At 60.8% G+C, this 20,416-nt stretch carries 21 protein-coding genes and 1 riboswitch; of the genes, 12 read left to right on the top strand and 9 right to left on the bottom strand.

Annotated features, from left to right (window positions below):
• The 4 genes from L972_RS05000 to L972_RS05015 all read left to right on the top strand — a co-directional run.
• On the top strand, positions 1-718 hold a 718-nt coding region (locus L972_RS05000), incomplete at its 5' end, for a DMT family transporter (protein WP_047436281.1).
• A 258-nt stretch (positions 719-976) separates the two neighbouring features.
• Positions 977-1,795: a DUF3100 domain-containing protein gene (locus tag L972_RS05005; protein WP_005339140.1), complete on the top strand. Its 819-nt coding sequence runs from the start codon at positions 977-979 to the stop codon at positions 1,793-1,795.
• On the top strand, positions 1,792-2,241 hold the full coding sequence (locus L972_RS05010) for a hypothetical protein (RefSeq protein ID WP_033114935.1): 450 nt from the start codon (positions 1,792-1,794) through the stop codon (positions 2,239-2,241). Before L972_RS05005 ends, L972_RS05010 begins: the two co-directional genes overlap by 4 nt.
• A complete protein-coding gene (locus L972_RS05015) occupies positions 2,241-3,422 on the top strand; it encodes a M20 metallopeptidase family protein (protein WP_047436227.1) in 1,182 nt (393 codons plus the stop codon). The genes L972_RS05010 and L972_RS05015 overlap by 1 nt, the downstream gene beginning before the upstream one ends.
• A gap of 90 nt (positions 3,423-3,512) precedes the next feature.
• Here L972_RS05015 and L972_RS05020 read toward each other — a convergent pair whose 3' ends face one another.
• From L972_RS05020 to L972_RS05050, 8 genes are all read right to left on the bottom strand, one after another.
• Entirely contained in the window at positions 3,513-4,472 is a 960-nt protein-coding gene (locus tag L972_RS05020; protein ID WP_047436229.1) for a LysR substrate-binding domain-containing protein, read from the bottom strand.
• Between the two features lie 135 nt (positions 4,473-4,607).
• On the bottom strand, positions 4,608-5,234 hold the full coding sequence (locus L972_RS05025) for a LysE family translocator (protein ID WP_047436232.1): 627 nt from the start codon (positions 5,232-5,234) through the stop codon (positions 4,608-4,610).
• A gap of 104 nt (positions 5,235-5,338) precedes the next feature.
• A complete protein-coding gene (gene ilvN / locus L972_RS05030) occupies positions 5,339-5,833 on the bottom strand; it encodes an acetolactate synthase small subunit (protein WP_005311605.1) in 495 nt (164 codons plus the stop codon).
• Between the two features lie 91 nt (positions 5,834-5,924).
• Positions 5,925-7,643 carry an acetolactate synthase 3 large subunit gene (locus tag L972_RS05035; protein WP_047436238.1) on the bottom strand — a complete coding sequence of 573 codons (1,719 nt, stop codon included), beginning with the start codon at positions 7,641-7,643 and terminating at the stop codon, positions 5,925-5,927.
• Between the two features lie 390 nt (positions 7,644-8,033).
• On the bottom strand, positions 8,034-8,186 hold the full coding sequence (locus L972_RS21305; protein ID WP_005339147.1) for a hypothetical protein: 153 nt from the start codon (positions 8,184-8,186) through the stop codon (positions 8,034-8,036).
• A gap of 37 nt (positions 8,187-8,223) precedes the next feature.
• Positions 8,224-9,333: an MJ1255/VC2487 family glycosyltransferase gene (locus tag L972_RS05040; protein ID WP_047436246.1), complete on the bottom strand. Its 1,110-nt coding sequence runs from the start codon at positions 9,331-9,333 to the stop codon at positions 8,224-8,226.
• Positions 9,330-9,833: a phosphatase PAP2 family protein gene (locus L972_RS05045; RefSeq protein WP_005358196.1), complete on the bottom strand. Its 504-nt coding sequence runs from the start codon at positions 9,831-9,833 to the stop codon at positions 9,330-9,332. Before L972_RS05045 ends, L972_RS05040 begins: the two co-directional genes overlap by 4 nt.
• Positions 9,834-9,959: 126 nt before the next feature.
• Complete coding sequence (locus L972_RS05050; RefSeq protein ID WP_005349170.1) at positions 9,960-10,580, bottom strand: TetR/AcrR family transcriptional regulator; 621 nt, start codon at positions 10,578-10,580, stop codon at positions 9,960-9,962.
• Positions 10,581-10,988: 408 nt separating this feature from the next.
• Here L972_RS05050 and leuA point away from each other — a divergent pair, with 408 nt between their 5' ends.
• From leuA to L972_RS05075, 5 genes are all read left to right on the top strand, one after another.
• On the top strand, positions 10,989-12,551 hold the full coding sequence (gene leuA / locus L972_RS05055) for a 2-isopropylmalate synthase (RefSeq protein WP_005341192.1): 1,563 nt from the start codon (positions 10,989-10,991) through the stop codon (positions 12,549-12,551).
• 132 nt (positions 12,552-12,683) lie between these two features.
• Positions 12,684-13,769 (top strand): 3-isopropylmalate dehydrogenase, encoded by a 1,086-nt coding sequence (leuB, locus tag L972_RS05060; protein ID WP_047436248.1) that lies wholly within the window; start codon positions 12,684-12,686, stop codon positions 13,767-13,769.
• Positions 13,770-13,802: 33 nt separating this feature from the next.
• Positions 13,803-15,200, top strand: a complete 1,398-nt coding sequence (leuC, locus tag L972_RS05065) for a 3-isopropylmalate dehydratase large subunit (RefSeq protein WP_047436252.1) — start codon at positions 13,803-13,805, stop codon at positions 15,198-15,200.
• Positions 15,201-15,212: 12 nt separating this feature from the next.
• The gene (leuD, locus tag L972_RS05070; protein WP_047436255.1) at positions 15,213-15,812 is read left to right on the top strand and encodes a 3-isopropylmalate dehydratase small subunit; all 600 of its coding nucleotides are present in this window, start codon (positions 15,213-15,215) and stop codon (positions 15,810-15,812) included.
• A 117-nt stretch (positions 15,813-15,929) separates the two neighbouring features.
• Positions 15,930-16,859: a hypothetical protein gene (locus L972_RS05075; RefSeq protein ID WP_047436258.1), complete on the top strand. Its 930-nt coding sequence runs from the start codon at positions 15,930-15,932 to the stop codon at positions 16,857-16,859.
• Positions 16,860-16,891: 32 nt separating this feature from the next.
• Here L972_RS05075 and L972_RS05080 read toward each other — a convergent pair whose 3' ends face one another.
• A complete protein-coding gene (locus L972_RS05080; protein ID WP_005339160.1) occupies positions 16,892-17,182 on the bottom strand; it encodes a PilZ domain-containing protein in 291 nt (96 codons plus the stop codon).
• An 89-nt stretch (positions 17,183-17,271) separates the two neighbouring features.
• Positions 17,272-17,362: riboswitch (TPP riboswitch) on the top strand.
• A gap of 60 nt (positions 17,363-17,422) precedes the next feature.
• Here L972_RS05080 and thiB point away from each other — a divergent pair.
• The 3 genes from thiB to L972_RS05095 all read left to right on the top strand — a co-directional run.
• Entirely contained in the window at positions 17,423-18,403 is a 981-nt protein-coding gene (gene thiB / locus L972_RS05085) for a thiamine ABC transporter substrate binding subunit (protein ID WP_047436262.1), read from the top strand.
• On the top strand, positions 18,367-20,019 hold the full coding sequence (thiP, locus tag L972_RS05090) for a thiamine/thiamine pyrophosphate ABC transporter permease (protein ID WP_407060764.1): 1,653 nt from the start codon (positions 18,367-18,369) through the stop codon (positions 20,017-20,019). Before thiB ends, thiP begins: the two co-directional genes overlap by 37 nt.
• A partial coding sequence (locus L972_RS05095) for an ATP-binding cassette domain-containing protein (protein WP_047436278.1) occupies positions 20,006-20,416 on the top strand: 411 nt, incomplete at its 3' end. The genes thiP and L972_RS05095, both read left to right, overlap by 14 nt.

The following is a 20,416-nucleotide window of genomic DNA, read 5'->3' on the forward strand; positions in this document are numbered from 1 at the left end:
ACCGCCGCCGACCCGCGCCCAACTGGTGCGCGCTGCCGGTTGCGGCACATTGCTTGGTGCCAGCCTGCTGCTGTGGGTCACCGCCATCAGCCAGAGCGATGCGCTGGGCAGCGGCGCCTTTATCATGAGCGTCGCGACCCTGATGGCCCCGCTGGCCGCCTGGGCCGCCTTTAGAGCCAAACCCGGCCGTCACTACTGGCTCACCCTGCCCATCGCCATCGCCGGTTTACTGCTGCTCTCCAGCAGCACCCACTGGGGCGTGTCGCTTTCGCTGTTCTGGTTTCTGGCGGCGGCCACCACTCTCGGCATCCAGCTTGCCGTCCATCGCCACTTCGCCCAATCCATTGCCCCCACCTGGCTCACCTGCATCCAGCTGGCGATGACCGGCCTGCTCGGCACCCTGCTCTCCCTGCTGACCGAACAGTGGCCCGAGGCTGGAGTCAGCCACGGCATCTGGGGCTGGTTTGCGGCGAGCGTCTTGATCGCCACCACATTGCGCTACTGGCTGCTCACCCATGCGTTGAGCAAGATGACTACCGCCCACGCCGCCCTGATGATGCTGCTGGAACCGGTCTGGACCCTGATCCTGAGCACCCTCTTCTATAGCGAACCCCTCGGCGGCGCCAAACTGGCCGGAGCCGGACTGGTGCTCGGCGCCCTGGTGCTCTACCAGCTCCCCCTGCTGCTACGCAGTGCCCGCCTCAAAACGCCCGCCTGATACGCGTCACCGCCCTGCTGGGCGGTGTCCCCATTTCCCCCCTGTTTGCTTATCTTGTCCTGCCAATGCTGATGTTCTGTTAACGACATTTAACCCTTGGTATCCAGAGGGTTAAAGGGCATACCCCATGAAAAAATGCCATATGGCCAGCTTGATGAAGGTCACATTCCTGCCCCTCTTCGCTCCCTATGATGCCCCCATCATCGGTCTGGACAATCCTGACGATGGCCACACATGGGAATAACAAGAGAAAAGACTATGCAGCAAACCAGCCCCCTCAAGACGGTCACGGTCAGCATATTGGCAACCGCCATGCTGATCTTTGTGGCCCAGTACCTGATAGGCAAACAGGAGATCAAGATCGGCATCGCCATCATCCCGATCCTGCCGATGCTCTTTGCCGTCATCATCGGCATGATTGTCTCCGCCAAACCGGTCAAGGATCGCATTCCCGGCTGGAAGCAGCTCTTCACCGAAAAAGAAGAGGGCTTCTGCGGCAAGATGGTGGGCTTCAGCCTGCTGATCCTGGGCACCCAGTATGCGGGGATGATCATCCCCAACCTGAAGATGATCCTTAGCGTCGGCGTGCCGCTGTTCCTGCAGGAGATTGGCAACCTGCTGCCGATCCTGATCGCCATCCCGCTGGCGGTGAAGTTCGGCTTTGGCCGTCGCGCCATCGGGGCCTGCTCCTCCATCAGCCGTGAGCCGTCCGTCGCGGTAATTCAGGGCAAGTTCGGCACCGGCTCTCAGGAGTACATCGGCGTGCTGGCCATCTACCTGTGCGGCTCCGTCATCGGCACCCTCTGGTTCAGCGTGCTGGGCAGTATCGCCCCGCTCACCGGTCTGCACCCGCTGGCGCTGGCTGCCGGCTCCGGTGTGGGCTCAGGCTCCATGCTGAGTGCCGCCTCCGGCGCCCTGATCAACGGTCTCGACGAAGCACTGGCTCAGCAGGTGCTGAGCATCGCGGCAGCCTCGAACCTGCTCTCCTCGGCTCTTGGCGCGCTTTCCCTCACCTATCTGGGTCTGCCGCTCGCTGAAAAAATCTATGCCCTGACCGCTAAAGGAGAGAAAGCATGAAAAGCATCGTAATGGATATGCGGTTCGTCTTTCTGGCGATCCTGCTGGCCATGTTTACCCAAACCCTGACCACCGGCACCCCGCTCTGGCTGATGGGTGACAGCTTTATCGCCATGTCGCTGGTGGTGTTCGCTTCGCTGATTGCCAAGCGCTATCTGCCCTCCTCCCTGCCGGCGTTTGCCTATGCCACCATCATCGGTATTCTCATCTGCCTGCCTGAGACCCCGGTGCGCGGCCTCTTTATCGACGCCGTCGCCAAGATCTCCTTCCTCTCCTGCTGCGTACCGCTGCTGGCCTTTGCCGGTCTCTCGGTGGGCGGTCAGCTGGAAGAGCTGAAGAAGATGTCCTGGAAAGTGATCCTGATCTTCATGATCGTCTCCACCTGCTGCTTCTTCGGCGCCTCGCTGGTCGCCCAGCTCGGCTTCTCCATTCAAGGGATCATCTGATGAACAACATCCATATTGAACCGGCCCTGCTGGCCCTGCGCGACTTCAGCCACGAAGTGCGCCACCACCTGCACACCATTCCGGAGGCCTCCGGCGTCGAGTTCAAGACCTCGGCCTACTGCCGCGAGCTGATGGCAGGCTTTGGCTACCGTCTCACCGACTACCCGGGCTTCACCGGTTTCCACGGCGATCTGGTGGTTGACCCGGTGCTGCCGACCATCGCCTTCCGTGCCGATATGGATGGCCTCGAGATGCACGACATGAGCGACGTTGCGTTCAAGTCAACCCACGAGGGAATGGCTCACAACTGCGGTCACGACTCCCATATGGCGATCGCCCTGACCGCGGCCAAGTTTCTGGCCGCCAACCGCGATCGCCTGCAGTACAACGTCCGCTTTATCTTTCAGATGGCGGAAGAGGATATGCGGGTGCCGGGCGCCGAGAAGATGGTGGAACTGGGCTGCATGAAGGGGGTGGACGAGGTCTATGCCCTCCATAACGACGGCGCCATGGAGACCGGCACCATCAAGTTCAACCACGGTGTGATGTCCTCCTGGGGCTCCGCCTGGACGCTGGATGTGCACGGTATCTCCGCCCACGGTTCCACCCCCCACAAGGGGTTGGATGCCATCCGTGAAGCGGTGCGGATCATCGAGGACATGGACTACATCGTCGCCAAGCGCACCAGCCCGTTCAGCCCGGCGGTGTTTGGCTGCGGCATGATCAACGGCGGCACCATCCCCAACGCCATCGCCGACCATGTGCAGGCGCGCGGCACCATCCGTGCCATGGATGCCGAGACCGACCAGATCCTGAAGAACAGCTTCAAGGAGATCGTGGCCCAGAGCGAACTGCGCGGCTTCAAGACCAAGATGGTCTATGCCGGGTATCCGGCGGTCGAGAACCACGCCGATGCCTGCGCCCGTCTGCTGCAAGCGGCCGCCGATGTATTGCCCTCCGAGGGGATCAACGCTCAGGGTCAGCCGATGACCGGCAGCGAAGACTTCAGCTATATGGTCAACGCCTGCCGTGGTCGCAAGGGGGCCATGTTCTTCCTCGGCAGCGGCTGTCAGGCCAAGGGGATCTGCAACTACCTGCATGCGAATCCCTACTACCTCGATGACGATTGCCTGCTGGTCGGAGCCCAGATCTTTATCAATCTGGCGACCCGCAGCGCTTAATCCCGCATATCGATAAAACCAGAAGAGAGGCCAAGGCCTCTCTTTTTTTATCTCTGTATTTTTGCTCTGTACGCGGCAGACATCCCGCGGCTAGAGCCACGGCAAATCCGCCATATTGGCAGTCGGCGGCTGGTTGATAAGGTGCAGCTGTACCGTCTCCCGGCTGATATGGGGGGCGTAGAGGTGGATAAAGTCGTACATGTAGTCACGTAGATGGGCATGCTTGCGCAGGCAGATGTGGGTCGCGCTCGAGGCGATCAGGTGGTCGATGTTGAGACTCACCAGATCCTCCCTGTCCCCCTCGTCAAAGGCCACGCTTGCAATCACCCCGACCCCCATGCCGAGCCGGACGTAGTGCTTGATCACGTCGGTGTCGGTGGCGGTCAGCACGGTTTTCGGCGAGAGGCCGTGACAGCTGAAGGCCTTGTCCATCTTGGATCGGCCGGTAAAGCCGAACACATAGGTGATGAGGGGATAGCGGGCCAGATCCGCCATCGACAGCGGCTGGCAGTCGATCAGTGGATGACCGTGGGGCACCACCACACTGCGCCCCCAACGATAACAGGAGACGGCGGCCAGCTCGTCGAACAGATACATGGACTCGGTGGCGATCGCCATATCCACATCGCCGCTTTGCACCATCTGGGCCAGTTGGGCTGGCGCCCCCTGATGGAGCTGGATCGCCACATCGGGATAACGACGGCTGAACTCGGTGATCACCGCTGGCAGCTTGTAGCGAGCCTGGGTGTGGGTGGTGGCGATACGCAGCACCCCGCTGGTGGCCAGTTGCTCCCCCAGCGACAGCTGGTTGATCTGCTCCACCTGCGCCACTACCCCCTTGGCCAACTCCATCACCTGCTCGCCTGCGCTGGTCAAGCCGACCAGATTCTTCCCCTTGCGGGTAAAGAGGGCGAGCCCGAGCTCATCTTCCAGCATCTTCATCTGCTTGCTGAGGGTCGGCTGGGAGGTGTAGAGCTTCTCCGCCGTCGCCGAGATGTTGAAGTTGTTCTTCACGATCTCGGTAAAGTTCTTGAGCCGGGCGATGTTCATCTGGGCAAGGGATCTCGCTGCTGCGGCCAGTGGGACTGGCCTGAAAAAGAGAGAGCGGGGCTGGCCCCGCAGCTGACCGCCGACCATACCACAGCGCGGCGCACGATAATCTGCCCCAGGTCAGAAAGCGGCGAGCTAGTCGCTGGCGAGCTTGATCCCGAGCCCGACAAACAGGGTGCCGATGCCCCGGTTGAGCCAGCGACCGAGACGCTGCGACAACCGAACCCTGTGACTGGCATAGACGGTGGTAAAGACCAGCAGGTGACACCAGATGATGCCGCCCAGATTGAAGATGCAACCGAGCAGGATAAAGGCGAGCGCCTTGTCGGGGGCATCCGGTGCGATGAACTGGGGCACGAAGGCGAGGAAAAAGAGCGCTACTTTGGGATTGAGCACATTGGTCAGCACTCCCTGCCGGTAAATCTGGCCATAGGAGAGGGCGGGTAACGTGGCCCCTCTCTCCATTGATCCTGTTGCCTGCTGGCGCAGCAGAGAGAATCCCAGATAGATGAGGTAGATGGCGCCAGCCAGCTTGATAAGGGCAAACAGCTCGGCCGAGGCACTGAGCAGGGCCGACAGACCGAGGGCCGCCGCCAGCACATGCACCATGACACCTGTGCCGATGCCCAACGTCGCGACCGAACCGGCACGCCACCCTTGCGAGCCGCTGCGCAGCATGACCAGCAAGGAGTCGGGCCCCGGCATGATATTGAGCAGCAGCCCCGAGACCATAAACAGTGCAAGATCATGAATACCGAACATCATCCCTCCCCTCGTAAAGAAAAACCAAACAAAAAGGGCTCCGCAGAGCCCTCTTTCCTTTCACTCTGCGGCAGCTGACGCGTCATCAGCTGTCCCGCCAGCCATCAGGGCCGCAGCGCCTTGTCCGCCCGGGAGATACCGCAGACGCCGGAGCGCACCACTTCGATGATCTCGTTGGTCTGGGCTGCGGTCTTGATGAAAGCATCCAGCTTCTCGCTGGTGCCCACCAGCTGCACCGTGTACTGCTCGGGGGTGACGTCGACGATCTGGCCACGGAAGATATCCGCCAACCGTTTCAGCTCGTCACGGGCCCCACCGGCGGCACGCGCCTTGACCAGCGCGATCTCCCGCTCGATATGCTCCCCTTCACTCAGGTCGCACACCTTGAGCACATCCACCAGCTTGTGCAGCTGCTTCTGGATCTGCTCCAGCACCCGCTCGTCACCCATAGTGACTATGGTCATGCGCGACAGGGTGGGATCCTCGGTCGGCGCCACCGTCAGGGTCTCGATGTTGTAGCCGCGCTGGGAGAAGAGGCCCACCACACGGCTCAGGGCGCCAGATTCGTTCTCCAGCAGTACCGAAATGATATGCCTCATGATATTTCTCCCGCCTTGCTCAGCCACATCTCGTCCTTGATGGAACCAAACTTGAGCTCCTTGAGCACGACCGAAATAATATGTTCCATCGTCAGGTTCTCTCCGTCTTGCTCAGCCACATCTCATCCATGGCGCCAAACTTGATCTGCATCGGATAGACGTGCTCATCCGGGTCGACCGAGATATCCATGAACACCAGCCGATCCTTCATGGCGAAGGCTTTCTCCATGGCGCTCTCCAGCTCGGCCGGATCGCTCACCGCGATACCGACGTGGCCGTAGGCTTCCGCCAGTTTGACGAAGTCCGGCAGGGACTCCATGTAGGAGTGGCTGTGACGACCGCCGTAGAACATCTTCTGCCACTGCTTGACCATGCCCAGCGCACGGTTGTTGATGGAGATGATCTTGATGGGCACCCCGTACTGCATGCAGGTCGAGAGCTCCTGAATGTTCATCTGCACCGAGCCATCGCCGGTGACGCAGCAGACCACAGCATCCGGGTTGGCAAACTGGGCCCCCATGGCGGCCGGAATACCGAAGCCCATGGTGCCGAGCCCCCCTGAGTTGATCCACTGGCGCGGTTTGGCAAACGGGTAGTAGAGAGCGGCAAACATCTGATGCTGGCCGACGTCGGAGGCGACGAACGCCTGCCCCTGAGTCACCTTGTAGAGAGTCTCGATCACCTGCTGTGGCTTGATCTGGGTAGACGATTTTTCGTAAGCCAAGCAGTGACGGGAGCGCCACTGGTTGATCTGGCTCCACCAGTCCGCCAGCACCTCCTTGTCGTTATCGAAGCCACACTCGCGGACCACTTCCAGCATCTGCTCAAGCACGGTTTCCACCGAACCGACGATGGGCACATGGGCCTGTACCGTCTTGGAGATGGAGGTGGGATCGATGTCGATATGGACCACGGTCGCATTGGGGCAGAACTTGGCCACGTTGTTGGTGACGCGGTCATCGAAGCGGGCCCCCACGGCGAAGATAAGATCCGCATTGTGCATGGTCTTGTTGGCTTCGAAGGTACCGTGCATCCCCAGCATGCCGATAAATTGCGGATGGGTGCCGGGGAAGGCCCCCAACCCCATCAGGGTGGTGGTCACCGGCAGATTCAGCAGCTCCGCCAGCTTGGTCACCAGATGATCCGCGTTGGCATTGATGGCACCGCCGCCCACGTACATCACCGGGCGCTGGGCATCCACCAGCAGCTTGGCAGCTCGCTTGATCTGACCCTTGTGACCGGATTTGGTCGGATTGTAGGAGCGCAGAGAGACCGTCTCGGGATATTGGTAGGGGAATTTCTCTTTCGGGTTCTGCACATCTTTGGGCAGATCCACCACCACCGGCCCCGGGCGGCCGCTGGCGGCAATGTAGTAGGCCTTCTTGATGGCCTCGGGAATATCGCTCGCCTTCTTGCACAGGAAGCTGTGCTTCACCACCGGGCGGGAGATACCGATCATGTCGGTCTCCTGGAACGCATCCTCACCGATCATGCTGGTCGGCACCTGACCGGAGAGGATCACCAGCGGAATGGAATCCATATAGGCGGTGGCAATACCGGTAATGCAGTTGGTCGCTCCCGGGCCTGACGTTACCAGCACAGTCCCCACCTTGCCGGTGGAACGGGCGTAACCGTCAGCCATGTGAACCGCGGCTTGCTCGTGCCGCACCAAGACATGCTCCATCTTGCCGTTTTCGAAGAGAGCGTCATAGATGTCGAGCACTGAGCCACCAGGGTAGCCGAAGACGTGCTCAACTCCCTGATCTTCCAGCGCTCTAACCACCATCTGGGCGCCTGATAACATCTCCATGATAAAGCCCTCCAGGCTTTGCTCCGTTTAGCGAATCCCGCCGACGATGCCGTGCTTCCCGGCACGGCCCGATCCGTTTCTTGTTGTTATCTAAATGCAGATCGGCCCAATTCAGCCCCGTCGACAGTAGAAAAAAAGGATTTTTCCGTCATTCACCCGAAAATAGGGTGAAAAACCAACTTAACCCGCTTCATAACGCTTGTCCACGGCTTTATCTGACCAGAACAGTCATACATTTCAACCGGCTATTAACATTCAATGACTTGCCGTAGCGACCATGAGACAAAAGGGAAGGAAGTCGGGGAATGGCCAGCGGATCATTCCGCAGAGGGGAAAAACAGCCACAAAAAAGCCCACCGCTCAGCGATGGGCTTGATGCCGAATGATGACTCAGTTCTCCTGATCCGGCTCCGCCAACCAGATCTGCTGATCCGGGTCGGTCTCTTCACTGACCGAGATGCTGACACCCATATCGAGCAACTCGTGCAGGGTGAGATTATCAGCCAGGTTCATGACTTCGCCGTTTTCATTGGTAAAGCGCATTTGCTCCGTCCTCTCCTTGGTGGGATCGCCTTTCAGTCTAGTCAACAACGCTCACTTGCGATAACCAGCAACTGGATAAACAGTCGCCCCCATCCAGCTCGCTCAGGCGATCACTCACCTCCTCCGGAAACAGGGTGCGCGCCCAGAGCCGACGTGACAGAGAGGCCACGCTCTCGTCAGCGCCCGCCGCCAGCCAGCGGGCCAGCTCCCCTGCTACATCGGGGTAACAAACCGCCCCCGGCGAGGCGCTGTCGAGCCAGGTACGCACCAGATTGGCATCGAGCACATCCATCAGGGTCGCCAGTCCCATCATCTCAAGCGTCTTGCCATTGGTCAGCTGCTCGAACTGGCCGCCGAGGGGCTTGACCAGCAGCTTCTTGCCGAGGGTGAGCGCCTCGGAAGCCAGCTCGAAACCCGCGTTGGATATCACGCCGCGACAACCGGCCAGCACGGCGATAAACTCGTGTCGCGATGGCGGTTCGAAGCGCAGGTTGCGCCATTGGCTCGGGGTGCGAATGGCGGGATGAAAACAGACGAAGCGCTGCTGGCCAAAGCGCGACAACAGGGCGGCGATCGCCTCGGTCTGCTCGAACGGCAGATAGACCAGGATCTCGCCGTTATCCGGTGCGGCGGCGATAGGGTCGATCACCGGCGGCAGCAAGGGGTGACCGAAGTGAAACCAGTGCAGCCCGAGCGGCTGATCCACAGGAGCAAAGTGGCGCATCAGCTGGCGGCTGACCCCATCCTCCCCCCAGCGCGGGATGGGCCAGTTGAAGCTGGCCTGATGACTGACGGTGAGGCTCGGCTTGCCATAGCGGCGGGCGGCGTGGGCGGTCAGCGGCTCAAAATCGCTCACCACCAGATCGTATGCGCTGCAATCGAGGGCCCGCAGATCCCGCCAGAAGGTGAGCGGCGAGGCGGCTTGCAGGGTGCGCCACGGAGAAACTCGCCCCTCATGACTGACAAAAGTGAGGCCGGGAAAGGCGCGGTAGGGGCCAAACTCCTCCATGTCGAAGTAGCGGTCGGCGGGGCGACCGCTGAAGAGATAATCCACCTCGACCCCTGCCGTGCGCAGCGCCCGCGCCAAAGTGCGACTGCGACTGATATGGCCGTTGCCGGTGCCTTGCACCCCAAACAGTATCCTCATGAGTGGCTCCAGCTGAGCGCCAGCACGGCGCAACCGCCACCCAGCAGGGCACCGGCAACCAGATCGCTCAGGTAGTGTACCCCGAGCAGCAACCGGGATGCCCCCACCAGCGCCGCCCAGCCAAACAGCAGGGGCGCCCAGAGCGGAAAGCCGGTGGCCAGTATGGTGGCCATCAGAAAAGCGGCGGCGGTGTGACCGGAGGGGAGGCTGTAACGATCGGAAGGAGTGATAAAGACTGGCAAGCCGACCGGCCGTTGCCGTTTCAGGCTGTTTTTCAGCAGCAGATAGAGGGGCAGTTCGATGGCGAAGGCTAGCAGCGCCAGTCGCACCAGCTCCCGCTCTGCCTCCCCCTGCCACCAGAGCAAGGCGGCCAGCACAGCGTAAAGCGGGCCATCGCCGGTGCGGGAAATGAGACGACTCACCCTCGCCTGCTGCCGGTTGTAGCCGTGAAGCAGGCAGACCCGGCACACCTGCAGGTCCCATTGCTGGATCTTGTTCATATCCCCTCCTTCCCTGAATTCTGCTTGCAGAGTAAGAAAGCGGGATGACGTTACGTTGAACAAGGGATAACAGATTTATGAAAAAAGGGCCGAATGGCCCTTTTTAATCTCGATGTTGCGGCAAAATCAGTGGCTGCCGCGCAGACCGGTCTCCATCAGACGGCAGTTGTGGTCCGCCAGACGGGCCATGAAGTGCTCATCCACTTTCAGGCCAAACACCTGCTCGTAGAGATCTTTCATCACGAACGGCTGCCACATCATGCTGAGGAAGGAGATCTTCAGCATGTCGGGATCCAGGTTGTCACCCAGCTCACCGTTGGACTTCATGGTTTCCAGCAGGGCATCGAACTGCGGCAGCTGACGTTCCAGCAGGCGGTTCAGCACAAAATCCCGGCCCGGGCTCTTCTCGGTCGACAATGCGCTGGAGATGGCCGAGGTCAGCTCGCTGTTGGGCGCCATCACCTGATAGTAGGTGTTGAGCAGCTCGTTGAGGCTGTGATTGCTGTGTTCATCTTGCCAGGCATGGTCGAGGGGCTCGGCGACATCGCCCAACACAGCTTTGTAAAGACCCTCTTTACTGCCGAAGTAGTAGTGGATCATTGCCAGATTGGAGCCAGCAAGCTCCGCGATTTCGCGTGTAGTCACCTTGCTATAGGGAGTATTGAGAAAACGCTCACGGGCGGCAGCAAGCAACTTGTCACGAATGTCAGAACGTCCGACCGGACGACCAGGTCTACGTTTTTCCATTTAACACCTCAGATAATTCAGCCAATGCTGATAAGTCGATCTGGTTGTGCAGAGAATAGAGCACAGCAGGAATGACCAGATAATCGGTCATGGGCCGAATATGGAACAAGGAAATTTGCAATCCTTTACAATCCGATTAAATACGTCAGCAGATTGCCCCTGACCTTCCGTGTTGACACAGCATAAAAATCTCGATATTGGTAAAAGCGTTATCGACTGGAAGGAATAACAACGTCATGCATATCGCCACCCCGCTACTACTAATCTCCCTAATCGCGTTAACTCGCGCGGGATCCTTGTAGCCGGGCTAAGGCATAGCCGGAATTTACAAAAACCCGTGCACCCTGCACGGGTTTTTTTATGCCGCCGCAGGATGCACGTTACCGAACTTAGGAAGAGGGAAGTCACATGTCAGATCGGGTCATCATATTCGACACCACCTTGCGTGATGGTGAGCAGGCCCTGGCGGCCAGTTTGACAGTCAAGGAGAAGCTGCAGATCGCCCAGGCGCTGGAGCGGCTCGGTGTCGACGTCATGGAGGTGGGCTTCCCGGTCTCTTCTCCCGGCGATTTTCAATCGGTGCAGACCATCGCCCGCCACATCAAAAACAGCCGGGTCTGCGCCCTCGCCCGCGCCCTGCCCAAGGATATCGACGCCGCCGGCGAAGCCTTGCGGGTCGCCGAGGCGTTTCGCATCCATACCTTCATCTCCACCTCCTCCATCCATGTGGAGAGCAAGCTGAAAAAGAGCTTCGAAGACGTGCTGGAGATGGGGGTCGGCGCCATCAAGCACGCCCTGCGCTACACCGATGATGTGGAGTTCTCCTGCGAGGATGCGGGCCGCACGCCGATCGATAATCTCTGCCGCATGGTGGAAGCCGCCATCAAGGCCGGCGCCCGCACCATCAACATTCCTGACACCGTGGGCTACACGGTACCGACCGAGTTCTCCGGCATCATCCACACCCTGTTCAACCGGGTCCCCAATATCGACAAGGCCATCATCTCCGTCCACTGCCATGACGATCTGGGGCTCTCGGTAGCCAACTCCATCGGCGCAGTGCAGATGGGGGCCCGCCAGATCGAGTGCACCATCAACGGCATCGGCGAGCGGGCGGGCAACTGCTCGCTGGAAGAGGTGGCGATGATCCTCAAAACCCGCGCCGACCTGCTCGGGGTGCAAACCAATATCCGCCACAACGAAATTCATCGCACCAGCACACTGGTCAGCCAGCTGTGCAACATGCCGGTGCAGCCCAACAAGGCGATCGTCGGGGCCAACGCCTTCTCCCACAGCTCCGGCATCCATCAGGATGGGGTGCTCAAGGCGAAAAATACCTACGAAATCATCACTCCCGAGAGCATCGGCCTGACCCAGAACAACCTCAACATGACCTCCCGCTCCGGCCGCCACGTCATCAAGCACCGGATGGAGTCCATGGGGTACGCCGAGAGCAGCTACGACCTCGACCACCTCTACGGCAAGTTCCTGACCCTGGCCGACAAGAAGGGGCAGGTATTCGACTACGACCTCGAAGCGCTGGCCTTCTTCAGCCAGATCCACGAGGAGCCGGAGCACTTCAAGCTGGAGTACCTCGGGGTGCAGAGCGGCAGCTCGGTACTGGCCACCGCCTCGGTCAAATTGAAAGTGGGGCAGGATCTTATCTGCGAAGCGGCTACCGGCAATGGCCCGGTGGATGCGGTCTACCAGTGCATCAACCGCATCACCGGCTATGAGATCCGCATCGACAAATATGCCCTCAAGAGCAAGGGCGAAGGGGAAGATGCCCTCGGTCAGGTCGATATCGTCGCCGAGTACAAGGGACGCAAATTCCACGGCATGGGACTGGCCACCGACATCATCGAATCCTCGGCCCATGCCCTGCTCCATGTGATCAACAGTATCTGGCGCGCCGATCAGGTGGCCGAGCAGATGGAACGCAATAACAGCATCAAATCAGAAACCGTCTGAACAGGGCTCGGAACCAAACAGACGGCATGGAATGACAACATCAGGACGGGGAACGTCTGAACCGGCAACCGCGCGCAGCGTTGGTAAAACCGGGCAGAGGGATCTCAAAGACAATATCAGGATGGAGAGTGTATGAGCAGTTATCGGATCGCAGTATTGCCGGGTGACGGCATTGGCCCGGAAGTGATGGCCGAAGCCGTCAAGGTGCTGGAAAAGGTGCAGGCCAAATTCGGCCTTGCCTTCGAATATGATCGCCATGACGTGGGCGGCATCGCCATCGACAACCACGGCACCCCGCTGCCGCAAAGCACCATCGCGGGTTGTGAAGCGGCCGATGCCGTGCTGTTTGGCTCGGTGGGCGGCCCGAAATGGGAACATCTGCCCCCCAACGATCAGCCTGAGCGTGGCGCCCTGCTGCCCCTGCGCGCCCACTTCAAGCTGTTCTGCAACCTGCGTCCGGCCCGTATCTATACCGGTCTGGAGCAGTTCTCCCCGCTGCGCGCCGACATCTCCGATCGCGGTTTTGACATCGCCTGTGTGCGCGAGCTGACCGGTGGCATCTACTTCGGCCAACCCAAGGGGCGCGAGGGTGAAGGGGCGAACGAGAGGGCGTTCGACACCGAGGTGTACCATCGCTTCGAGATTGAGCGCATCGCCAAGATTGCCTTTGAGTCGGCGCGGGTGCGCCGTGGCAAGGTCACCTCCATCGACAAGGCCAACGTGCTCGCCTCTTCCATTCTGTGGCGCGAGGTGGTGACGCAAGTTGCCAAGGATTATCCCGATGTCGAACTGAACCATATGTATATCGACAACGCCACTATGCAGCTCATCAAGGATCCGTCCCAGTTCGACGTGCTGCTCTGCTCCAACCTGTTCGGCGACATCCTCTCCGACGAGTGCGCCATGATCACCGGCTCCATGGGACTGCTCCCCTCAGCCAGCCTCAACGAATCGGGCTTCGGCCTGTTCGAGCCGGCCGGTGGCTCGGCGCCGGACATCGCCGGCAAGGGCATTGCCAACCCCATCGCCCAGATCCTCTCCGCCGCCCTGATGCTGCGCTATAGCCTGGGCCAGGAAGCCGCAGCTCAAGCCATCGAGCAGGCCGTGGCCCAGACCCTGGCCGAGGGTTACTTCACCGCCGACCTGCATCAGGCCAGCGCCCGCCATCCGGTGCAGAGCACGTCCGAGATGGGTAGCCAGATCGCCGCCCGGATCTGAGCCGCATAACAGAGAACAAGGAAGAGAGAAGCAATGGCCAAGACCCTCTATCAGAAAGTATTCGACGCCCACGTGGTACGGGAAGTGGAAGGGGAGACCCCCCTCATCTACATCGACCGCCATCTGGTACATGAAGTGACCAGCCCGCAGGCATTCGATGGCCTGCGCGCCATGAACCGCCAGCTGCGCCGCCCGGACCTGACCTGGGCCACCATGGATCACAACGTCTCCACCACCACCAAGGACATCGCCGCCTCCGGCGAGATGGCCCGCATCCAGATGGAGACGCTGGCCGCCAACTGCAAGGAGTTCGGGGTTCGCCTCTACGATCTCAACCACAAATATCAGGGGATCGTCCATGTGATGGGCCCCGAGCTCGGCATTACCCTGCCCGGCACCACCATCGTCTGCGGTGACTCCCACACCGCCACTCACGGCGCCTTCGGTTCGCTGGCGTTCGGTATCGGCACCTCCGAGGTGGAGCATGTGATGGCCACACAGACCCTGAAACAGGGTCGCGCCAAGACCATGCGCATTTCAGTCAACGGCAAGCTGGCGGAGGGCATCAGCGCCAAGGACGTGGTGCTGGCCATTATCGGCAAGGTCGGCCATGCCGGTGGTACCGGCTACGTGGTGGAGTTTGCTGGCGAGGCCATTGCGAGCCTCTCTATGGAAGGGCGGATGACGGTGTGCAACATGGCCATCGAGCTGGGCGCCAAGGCGGGCATGATAGCCCCCGACCAGACCACCATAGACTACATCCGTGGCAAGGAGTTCGCCCCCAAGGGCGAGGCGCTGGAGCAGGCTATCGCCTACTGGCAGAGCCTCAAGAGCGACGCCGATGCCAAGTTTGATGCTGAAGTGGTGCTGGACGCCGCCGATATCGCCCCGCAGGTCACCTGGGGCACCAACCCGGGCCAGGTGATTGCCGTTAATGAACCCATTCCGGCGCCGGAATCCTTTACCGATCTGATGGAGCAGCAGTCAGCCCGCAAGGCGCTCGCCTACATGGACTTGCAGCCGGGCCAGAAGCTCTCCGACGTCGCCATCGACAAGGTGTTCATCGGGTCGTGTACCAACAGCCGCATCGAGGATCTGCGCGCCGCTGCCGCCATCGCTCGCGGTCGCAAGGTAGCCGCTGGCGTGCAGGCGCTGGTGGTGCCGGGTTCCGAGCAGGTGAAGGCGCAGGCCGAAGCCGAGGGTCTGGACAAGATCTTCATCGAGGCCGGTTTTGAGTGGCGCCTGCCCGGCTGCTCCATGTGTCTGGCCATGAACAACGACCGGCTGCAACCGGGAGAGCGCTGCGCCTCCACCAGCAACCGCAACTTCGAAGGGCGTCAGGGCCGCGCCGGCCGCACCCATCTGGTGAGCCCGGCCATGGCCGCCGCTGCCGCCGTCACCGGCCGCTTCGCAGATATTCGCGCACTGTAAGAGGACATTTCGATGACAGGATTCAAACAGCATAAAGGGATCGTTGTCCCCCTCGACAGCGCCAACGTCGACACCGACGCCATCATTCCCAAACAGTTTTTGCAAAAAGTAAACCGCATTGGTTTTGGCAAGCACCTGTTCCACGACTGGCGCTTTCTGGACGATGCCGGCCAGCAGCCAAACCCCGAGTTTGTACTGAACCAGCCGCAATTCGCCGGTGCCAGCATTCTGCTGGCCCGCGAGAACTTCGGCTGCGGGTCTAGTCGCGAGCACGCCCCCTGGGCGCTGGCCGACTACGGCTTCAAGACCATCATAGCCCCGAGCTTTGCCGACATTTTCTACGGCAACGCCATCAACAATGGCATGGTGCCGGTGCGCCTGAAGGAGAAGGAGGTCGATGCCCTGTTCCTGCTGGTGGCCGCCAAACCGGGCATCGAGATCGAGGTGGATCTGGAGGCCAATCAGGTACGTGCAGGTAGCCTCTGCTTCGGTTTCGAGATCGATGAATTCCGCCGTTACTGTCTGCTCAACGGCTTGGATGCCATCGGTCTGACCCTGCAGCACGAGGCCGCCATCAGCGCTTTTGAGGCGAAGCAGCCGAGCTGGATTTAACGCGCCAGTTGCAAAAAAACGAGTAGAATCAACAGGGAGCTTCGGCTCCCTGTTTTACTGTCCGCGACACTTCCCACTTTGGGCCACCGGAACTGGCCCGTGCCACAGGAAAGGATGATGAAGAGACCGACGGCAATTCCTCTGCTCTGTGCCCTGCTGCTTACCCTGCCTGCGGGGGCCAGCCAAACCAGCTTCAACAACAGCCTCGGCCAGATCAGCGTCGGCTGGCAGGATAGCGAAGGCAAACCCCAACAGCTCACCTACCGGCTCGAACAGGGCAAGTTGCCGCCCCTTATCGCCTATCGCCCGGCCAGAATGCAGGAGGAGGTGTTGCAGGTGTTGCTGCGGGAGGTGCGCCAGAACTACCCCGAGGTGCAGTTCACCCTCGCCCGTCCCTCGCTGGAGCTGCATCTGAAAAGCCGCAATCAGGACAAGGCGCGCGAGGCGATGGCCTTTCTGCAGTCCAAGCGGAGCAAAGAGGAGCAGGCGTGGCTGACCAAACACTACTTCCAGTACTTCAACACCCCGGACGGGCAGCTGGCGGTGAAGCAGGACCATGTGCGCATCGCGCTGGAGAGTCGCAGCGGGCTGGCTCCGCTGGCGGATCAACTCAAACAGCAGGGCAGTACCGAAACAGAAGCGCGCCAGAAAACCGTGGCCCATATGCTTACCTTTATCCAGAGCATCCCCTATCAGCAGCTCGACAGCCTGAACGGCAGGCAGGGCAAGGGATTTCTATCTCCCCGTCAGGTGCTGGAGCAGAACCGGGGTGATTGCGACAGCAAGGTAACCCTGATGGCCGCCATGCTGGCCCAGCTCTTTCCCGAGCTGAAACAAGCCATGGTGTTCGTCCCCGGCCATGCCCTGCTGGCCGTTGACCTGCCCGCCAAGCCGGGGGATGTGACCCTCAACTGGCAGGGGCAGAACTACCTGCTGCTCGAACCTACCGGTCCCGCCACCTTGCCTGCGGGCCAAATAGCATCGACCAGCAAAACGCTGGTCGATAGCAAGCAGTTGAGTGTGCAGCCGGTTCAGGAGAAAGGTTAATCCCCTCCCTCTGCCGATAGGGAGAACAAGGATTAACCCTGAGGCAAAAACTCCACCGCCAGCAGCAACCCGCTCTCCTCCTCCAGCACCCGGATAATACGGGCATGGGCTTCAAAGGGAGGCAACAGGTTGTTGTTGGTGGCAAGACTGATCCGGATGGGCTGATTGATGTCGAGCTGGTGTTCAGAGACCGCAATCCCCATGCCGTTGGCACTGAGATCCCGGCAGATCCCCTCCAGCACCAGCTGCTGCTGATAGACGGTGACCGGAGCATTGATGACCATGCGCGCAAAGGCACGCCTTTCCTTGGTATTGGTAAGCACGCGAACATCCTCTGTTGGGTGGGCGTCATCTCATGGGTATTGCACAATTGTGCTGGTCTACCCAAAAGAACGTTAATACAATGCGGTTCGTTTCTCAAACGGGGTGCGGTTTACCGCTGAGATTATACCCGTGTACCTGATCCAGATAATGCTGGCGGAGGAATTTGAGGCATGGCGCTCATTTTTTGCGCCCTCACCCGCTGGCACCTCGTTATTAACAAGTAATAGGGAGTGCCACCCATGAAGACCCTGCTGCTGGTCACCACCGGCCTGCTGTCGGCCAATGTGTTCGCCGCCGACACCCTCACCGTCTATACCTACAGCTCCTTCACTGCCGAGTGGGGTCCAGGACCCAAGATCAAACAGGCCTTCGAGAAAGCGTGCGGCTGCACCCTCAATCTGGTTCCGCTCGAAGATGGGGTCGCCATCCTCAACCGGCTGCGGCTGGAGGGCAACCACAGCAAGGCCGATCTGGTGCTGGGGTTGGATGATGCGCTCATCAGTGAAGCCAAGCAGAGCGGCCTGTTCGCCCCCCATCCCGCCAAGCTGGATGGCATCAAGGTGTCGGGTGGCTGGCAGGATGACACCTTTGTCCCCTACGACTACGGCTACTTCGCATTCGTCTATGACAAGGAGAAGCTCAAGCAGCCGCCCAAGAGCCTGAAAGAGCTGGTGGAGCGCCCCGATCTCAAGGTTATCTATCAGGATCCCCGCACCTCCACCCCGGGGCAGGGGCTGATGCTGTGGATGAAGTCTGTCTACGGCGACAAGGCGCCTGCCGCCTGGGCCGAGCTTGCCAAAAAGACGGTCACCGTCACCAAGGGGTGGTCAGAGGCCTATGGCATGTTCCTCGATGGCGAAGCGGACATGGTGCTCTCCTACACCACCTCTCCGGCCTATCACCTGATTGCCGAGAGCAAGCCCCAGTATCAGGCTGCCGCCTTCGAGGAGGGTCACTACCGTCAGGTAGAAGTGGCTGCCAAGCTGAAGAGCGCCAAACAGGAGAAGCTGGCTGACCAGTTCCTGCAATTTATGGTGAGCCCCGCCTTCCAGAACGAGATCCCGACCGGCAACTGGATGTATCCCGTTATCGACACGCCGCTGCCCAAGGGCTTCGAGCAGATGATCACCGTAGCCAAGCCGCTCGCCTTCAGCAGCGATGAGGTGGCAGCCAATCGCAAAGGATGGATCCGCGAGTGGCTGCAAGCCGTCACCCAGTGAGCCGTCATCTGAAACCACAGGCGCGTCCCCTCTGGTGGTTGCCGGGCAGTGCAGCCACCCTGTTGATCCTGCTGTTATCCCTCGGGCCGCTCGCGGCCCTGCTGTGGCAGGCCGGTTCGCTGGCCCCCCGCACCCTGCTCGCAGATCCTTATCTGCGCCATGTGCTGGGCTTCAGTCTGGGGCAGGCACTGCTCTCCACCCTGCTCAGTCTCGGGCTGGCCATTCCGGTGGCCCGCGCGCTGGCGCGGCGCCGCTTTATTGGTCGCACTCTGCTGATCAAGTTGTTTGGTCTCTCGCTGGTGCTGCCGGTCATCATCGCCATCTTCGGCATAGTAGCGGTACACGGTAAGCAAGGGTGGCTACCGCAACTGTTGCGCTCACTGGGGCTGGATCCCGGCAATTATCTCTACGGTCTGTTTGGTATCCTGCTGGCCCACGTCTTCTTCAATATGCCACTGGCGGCCCGTCTGATGCTGCAGAGCATAGAGAGCATCCCCGAATCGAGCTGGCGCCTTGCCAGCCAGCTTGGCATGCGCTCATCCCACATCTTCCGGCTGCTGGAGTGGCCGCTTATTCGCGGCATATTGCCGGGGCTGGCCAGCCTCATCTTCATGCTCTGCTTCACCAGCTTCACCACAGTGCTGGCGCTGGGGGGCGGGCCGAAATCGACCACCCTGGAGGTGGCCGTCTATCAGGCGCTGCGCTTTGACTTCGATCTCGCCACCGCAGGCGGATTGGCGCTGGTGCAGCTCATCCTGACTGCCGCCCTGCTCGCCCTGCAGCACAAGCTGCAGAGTACCCCGGCCAGCAGGGTGACACCCCGTCGCCCCTGCCTGCGGCCGGATCGCCATCAGCCAGGCACGGCCGTGGTGGATCTGCTCTCGCTCGGTATCGGGCTCGCCATCTTTCTACCACCGCTGCTGGCCATCGTGGTGGCGGGCCTTCACCCCGGCCTGCTGACAGCGCTCACCTCAAGCAAGCTGTGGCAGGCGAGCGGCCAGTCGCTGCTGATTGCGCTGGCGGCGGGCACCCTGGCGACCCTGCTCGGCAGCAGCCTGTTGCTCACCAGCCGTCACCTCAAGGTGCGCACCCGCCAGCGGCGCGCTGCGGCCCTGTGGGAGGCCAGCGGTTCGATGATCCTGATGATCCCGGCCGTGGTGCTCTCTACCGGTCTTTTCATCCTGTTTATGCCGTTCTCTGATGTGTTCGCCCTCGGCCCCTGGCTGGTGGTGCTGGTCAACGCTCTGATGGCGCTACCCTATGTGCTGCGCACCCTCTCCGCCCCCATGCAGCTGGTGGTGCGCCAATACGACCGGCTGGCGGATAGCCTGGGGGTACGTGGCCGGCATCGCCTGCGACTGGTGGAGTGGCCACTGCTGCGCCGCCCGCTGGCACTGGCGATGGCGCTGTCGATGATCCTCTCGCTGGGGGATCTCGGCGCCATCGCCATGTTTGGCAGTCAGGAGCTCACCACCCTGCCCTGGCTGCTCTACCAGCAGCTTGGCAGCTATCGATTGACCGAGGCAGCCGCCACCGCTCTGCTGCTGCTGACGCTCTGTTTCTCCCTGTTCTGGCTGGTGGAGCGGGGTCTTGGAGGAAAACATGCTGAACATTGATATGCTTGCGACCAGCTACCCCGACTGGCGCGTCAGCTTCAGCGCGACCCTGCCCAAGGGAGAGATCACCGCACTGATCGGCCCAAGCGGCGCGGGCAAGTCGACCCTGCTCGGGATGATCGCCGGATTCGTGCCGGTGGAGTCGGGCCGCCTCAGCTTCGATGGCGAAGATCTGCTGCCGCTGGGCCCGGCCGAGCGACCAGTCACCACCCTGTTTCAGGATCACAACCTGTTCCTCCATCTGTCGGTGTTCGACAATATCGCCATCGGCTTGCACCCGGGTCTGCGCCTGAGTGCCGCCCAGCGGGCACAGGTGATCGATGCAGCCGCACGGGTTGGTCTTGGCGAGATGCTAAGCCGCCTGCCGGAGCAGCTCTCCGGCGGCCAGCAGCAGCGG

It is taken from the genome of Aeromonas sp. ZOR0001, from assembly GCF_000801015.1.
GTDB lineage: Bacteria > Pseudomonadota > Gammaproteobacteria > Enterobacterales > Aeromonadaceae > Aeromonas > Aeromonas veronii.

What these genes read in the sequence shown, in the direction of transcription:
- L972_RS05040 (WP_047436246.1), bottom strand. Translation starts at nt 9,333, where the DNA reads ATGAGGATACTGTTTGGGGTGCAAGGCACCGGCAACGGCCATATCAGT.
- leuA (WP_005341192.1), top strand. Translation starts at nt 10,989, where the DNA reads ATGTCAGATCGGGTCATCATATTCGACACCACCTTGCGTGATGGTGAG.
- L972_RS05025 (WP_047436232.1), bottom strand. Translation starts at nt 5,234, where the DNA reads ATGTTCGGTATTCATGATCTTGCACTGTTTATGGTCTCGGGGCTGCTG.
- L972_RS21305 (WP_005339147.1), bottom strand. Translation starts at nt 8,186, where the DNA reads ATGCGCTTTACCAATGAAAACGGCGAAGTCATGAACCTGGCTGATAAT.
- ilvN (WP_005311605.1), bottom strand. Translation starts at nt 5,833, where the DNA reads ATGAGGCATATCATTTCGGTACTGCTGGAGAACGAATCTGGCGCCCTG.
- leuD (WP_047436255.1), top strand. Translation starts at nt 15,213, where the DNA reads ATGACAGGATTCAAACAGCATAAAGGGATCGTTGTCCCCCTCGACAGC.
- leuB (WP_047436248.1), top strand. Translation starts at nt 12,684, where the DNA reads ATGAGCAGTTATCGGATCGCAGTATTGCCGGGTGACGGCATTGGCCCG.
- L972_RS05035 (WP_047436238.1), bottom strand. Translation starts at nt 7,643, where the DNA reads ATGGAGATGTTATCAGGCGCCCAGATGGTGGTTAGAGCGCTGGAAGAT.
- L972_RS05045 (WP_005358196.1), bottom strand. Translation starts at nt 9,833, where the DNA reads ATGAACAAGATCCAGCAATGGGACCTGCAGGTGTGCCGGGTCTGCCTG.
- leuC (WP_047436252.1), top strand. Translation starts at nt 13,803, where the DNA reads ATGGCCAAGACCCTCTATCAGAAAGTATTCGACGCCCACGTGGTACGG.
- L972_RS05020 (WP_047436229.1), bottom strand. Translation starts at nt 4,472, where the DNA reads ATGAACATCGCCCGGCTCAAGAACTTTACCGAGATCGTGAAGAACAAC.
- L972_RS05015 (WP_047436227.1), top strand. Translation starts at nt 2,241, where the DNA reads ATGAACAACATCCATATTGAACCGGCCCTGCTGGCCCTGCGCGACTTC.
- thiB (WP_047436262.1), top strand. Translation starts at nt 17,423, where the DNA reads ATGAAGACCCTGCTGCTGGTCACCACCGGCCTGCTGTCGGCCAATGTG.
- L972_RS05050 (WP_005349170.1), bottom strand. Translation starts at nt 10,580, where the DNA reads ATGGAAAAACGTAGACCTGGTCGTCCGGTCGGACGTTCTGACATTCGT.
- thiP (WP_407060764.1), top strand. Translation starts at nt 18,367, where the DNA reads ATGGATCCGCGAGTGGCTGCAAGCCGTCACCCAGTGAGCCGTCATCTG.
- L972_RS05010 (WP_033114935.1), top strand. Translation starts at nt 1,792, where the DNA reads ATGAAAAGCATCGTAATGGATATGCGGTTCGTCTTTCTGGCGATCCTG.
- L972_RS05005 (WP_005339140.1), top strand. Translation starts at nt 977, where the DNA reads ATGCAGCAAACCAGCCCCCTCAAGACGGTCACGGTCAGCATATTGGCA.
- L972_RS05075 (WP_047436258.1), top strand. Translation starts at nt 15,930, where the DNA reads ATGAAGAGACCGACGGCAATTCCTCTGCTCTGTGCCCTGCTGCTTACC.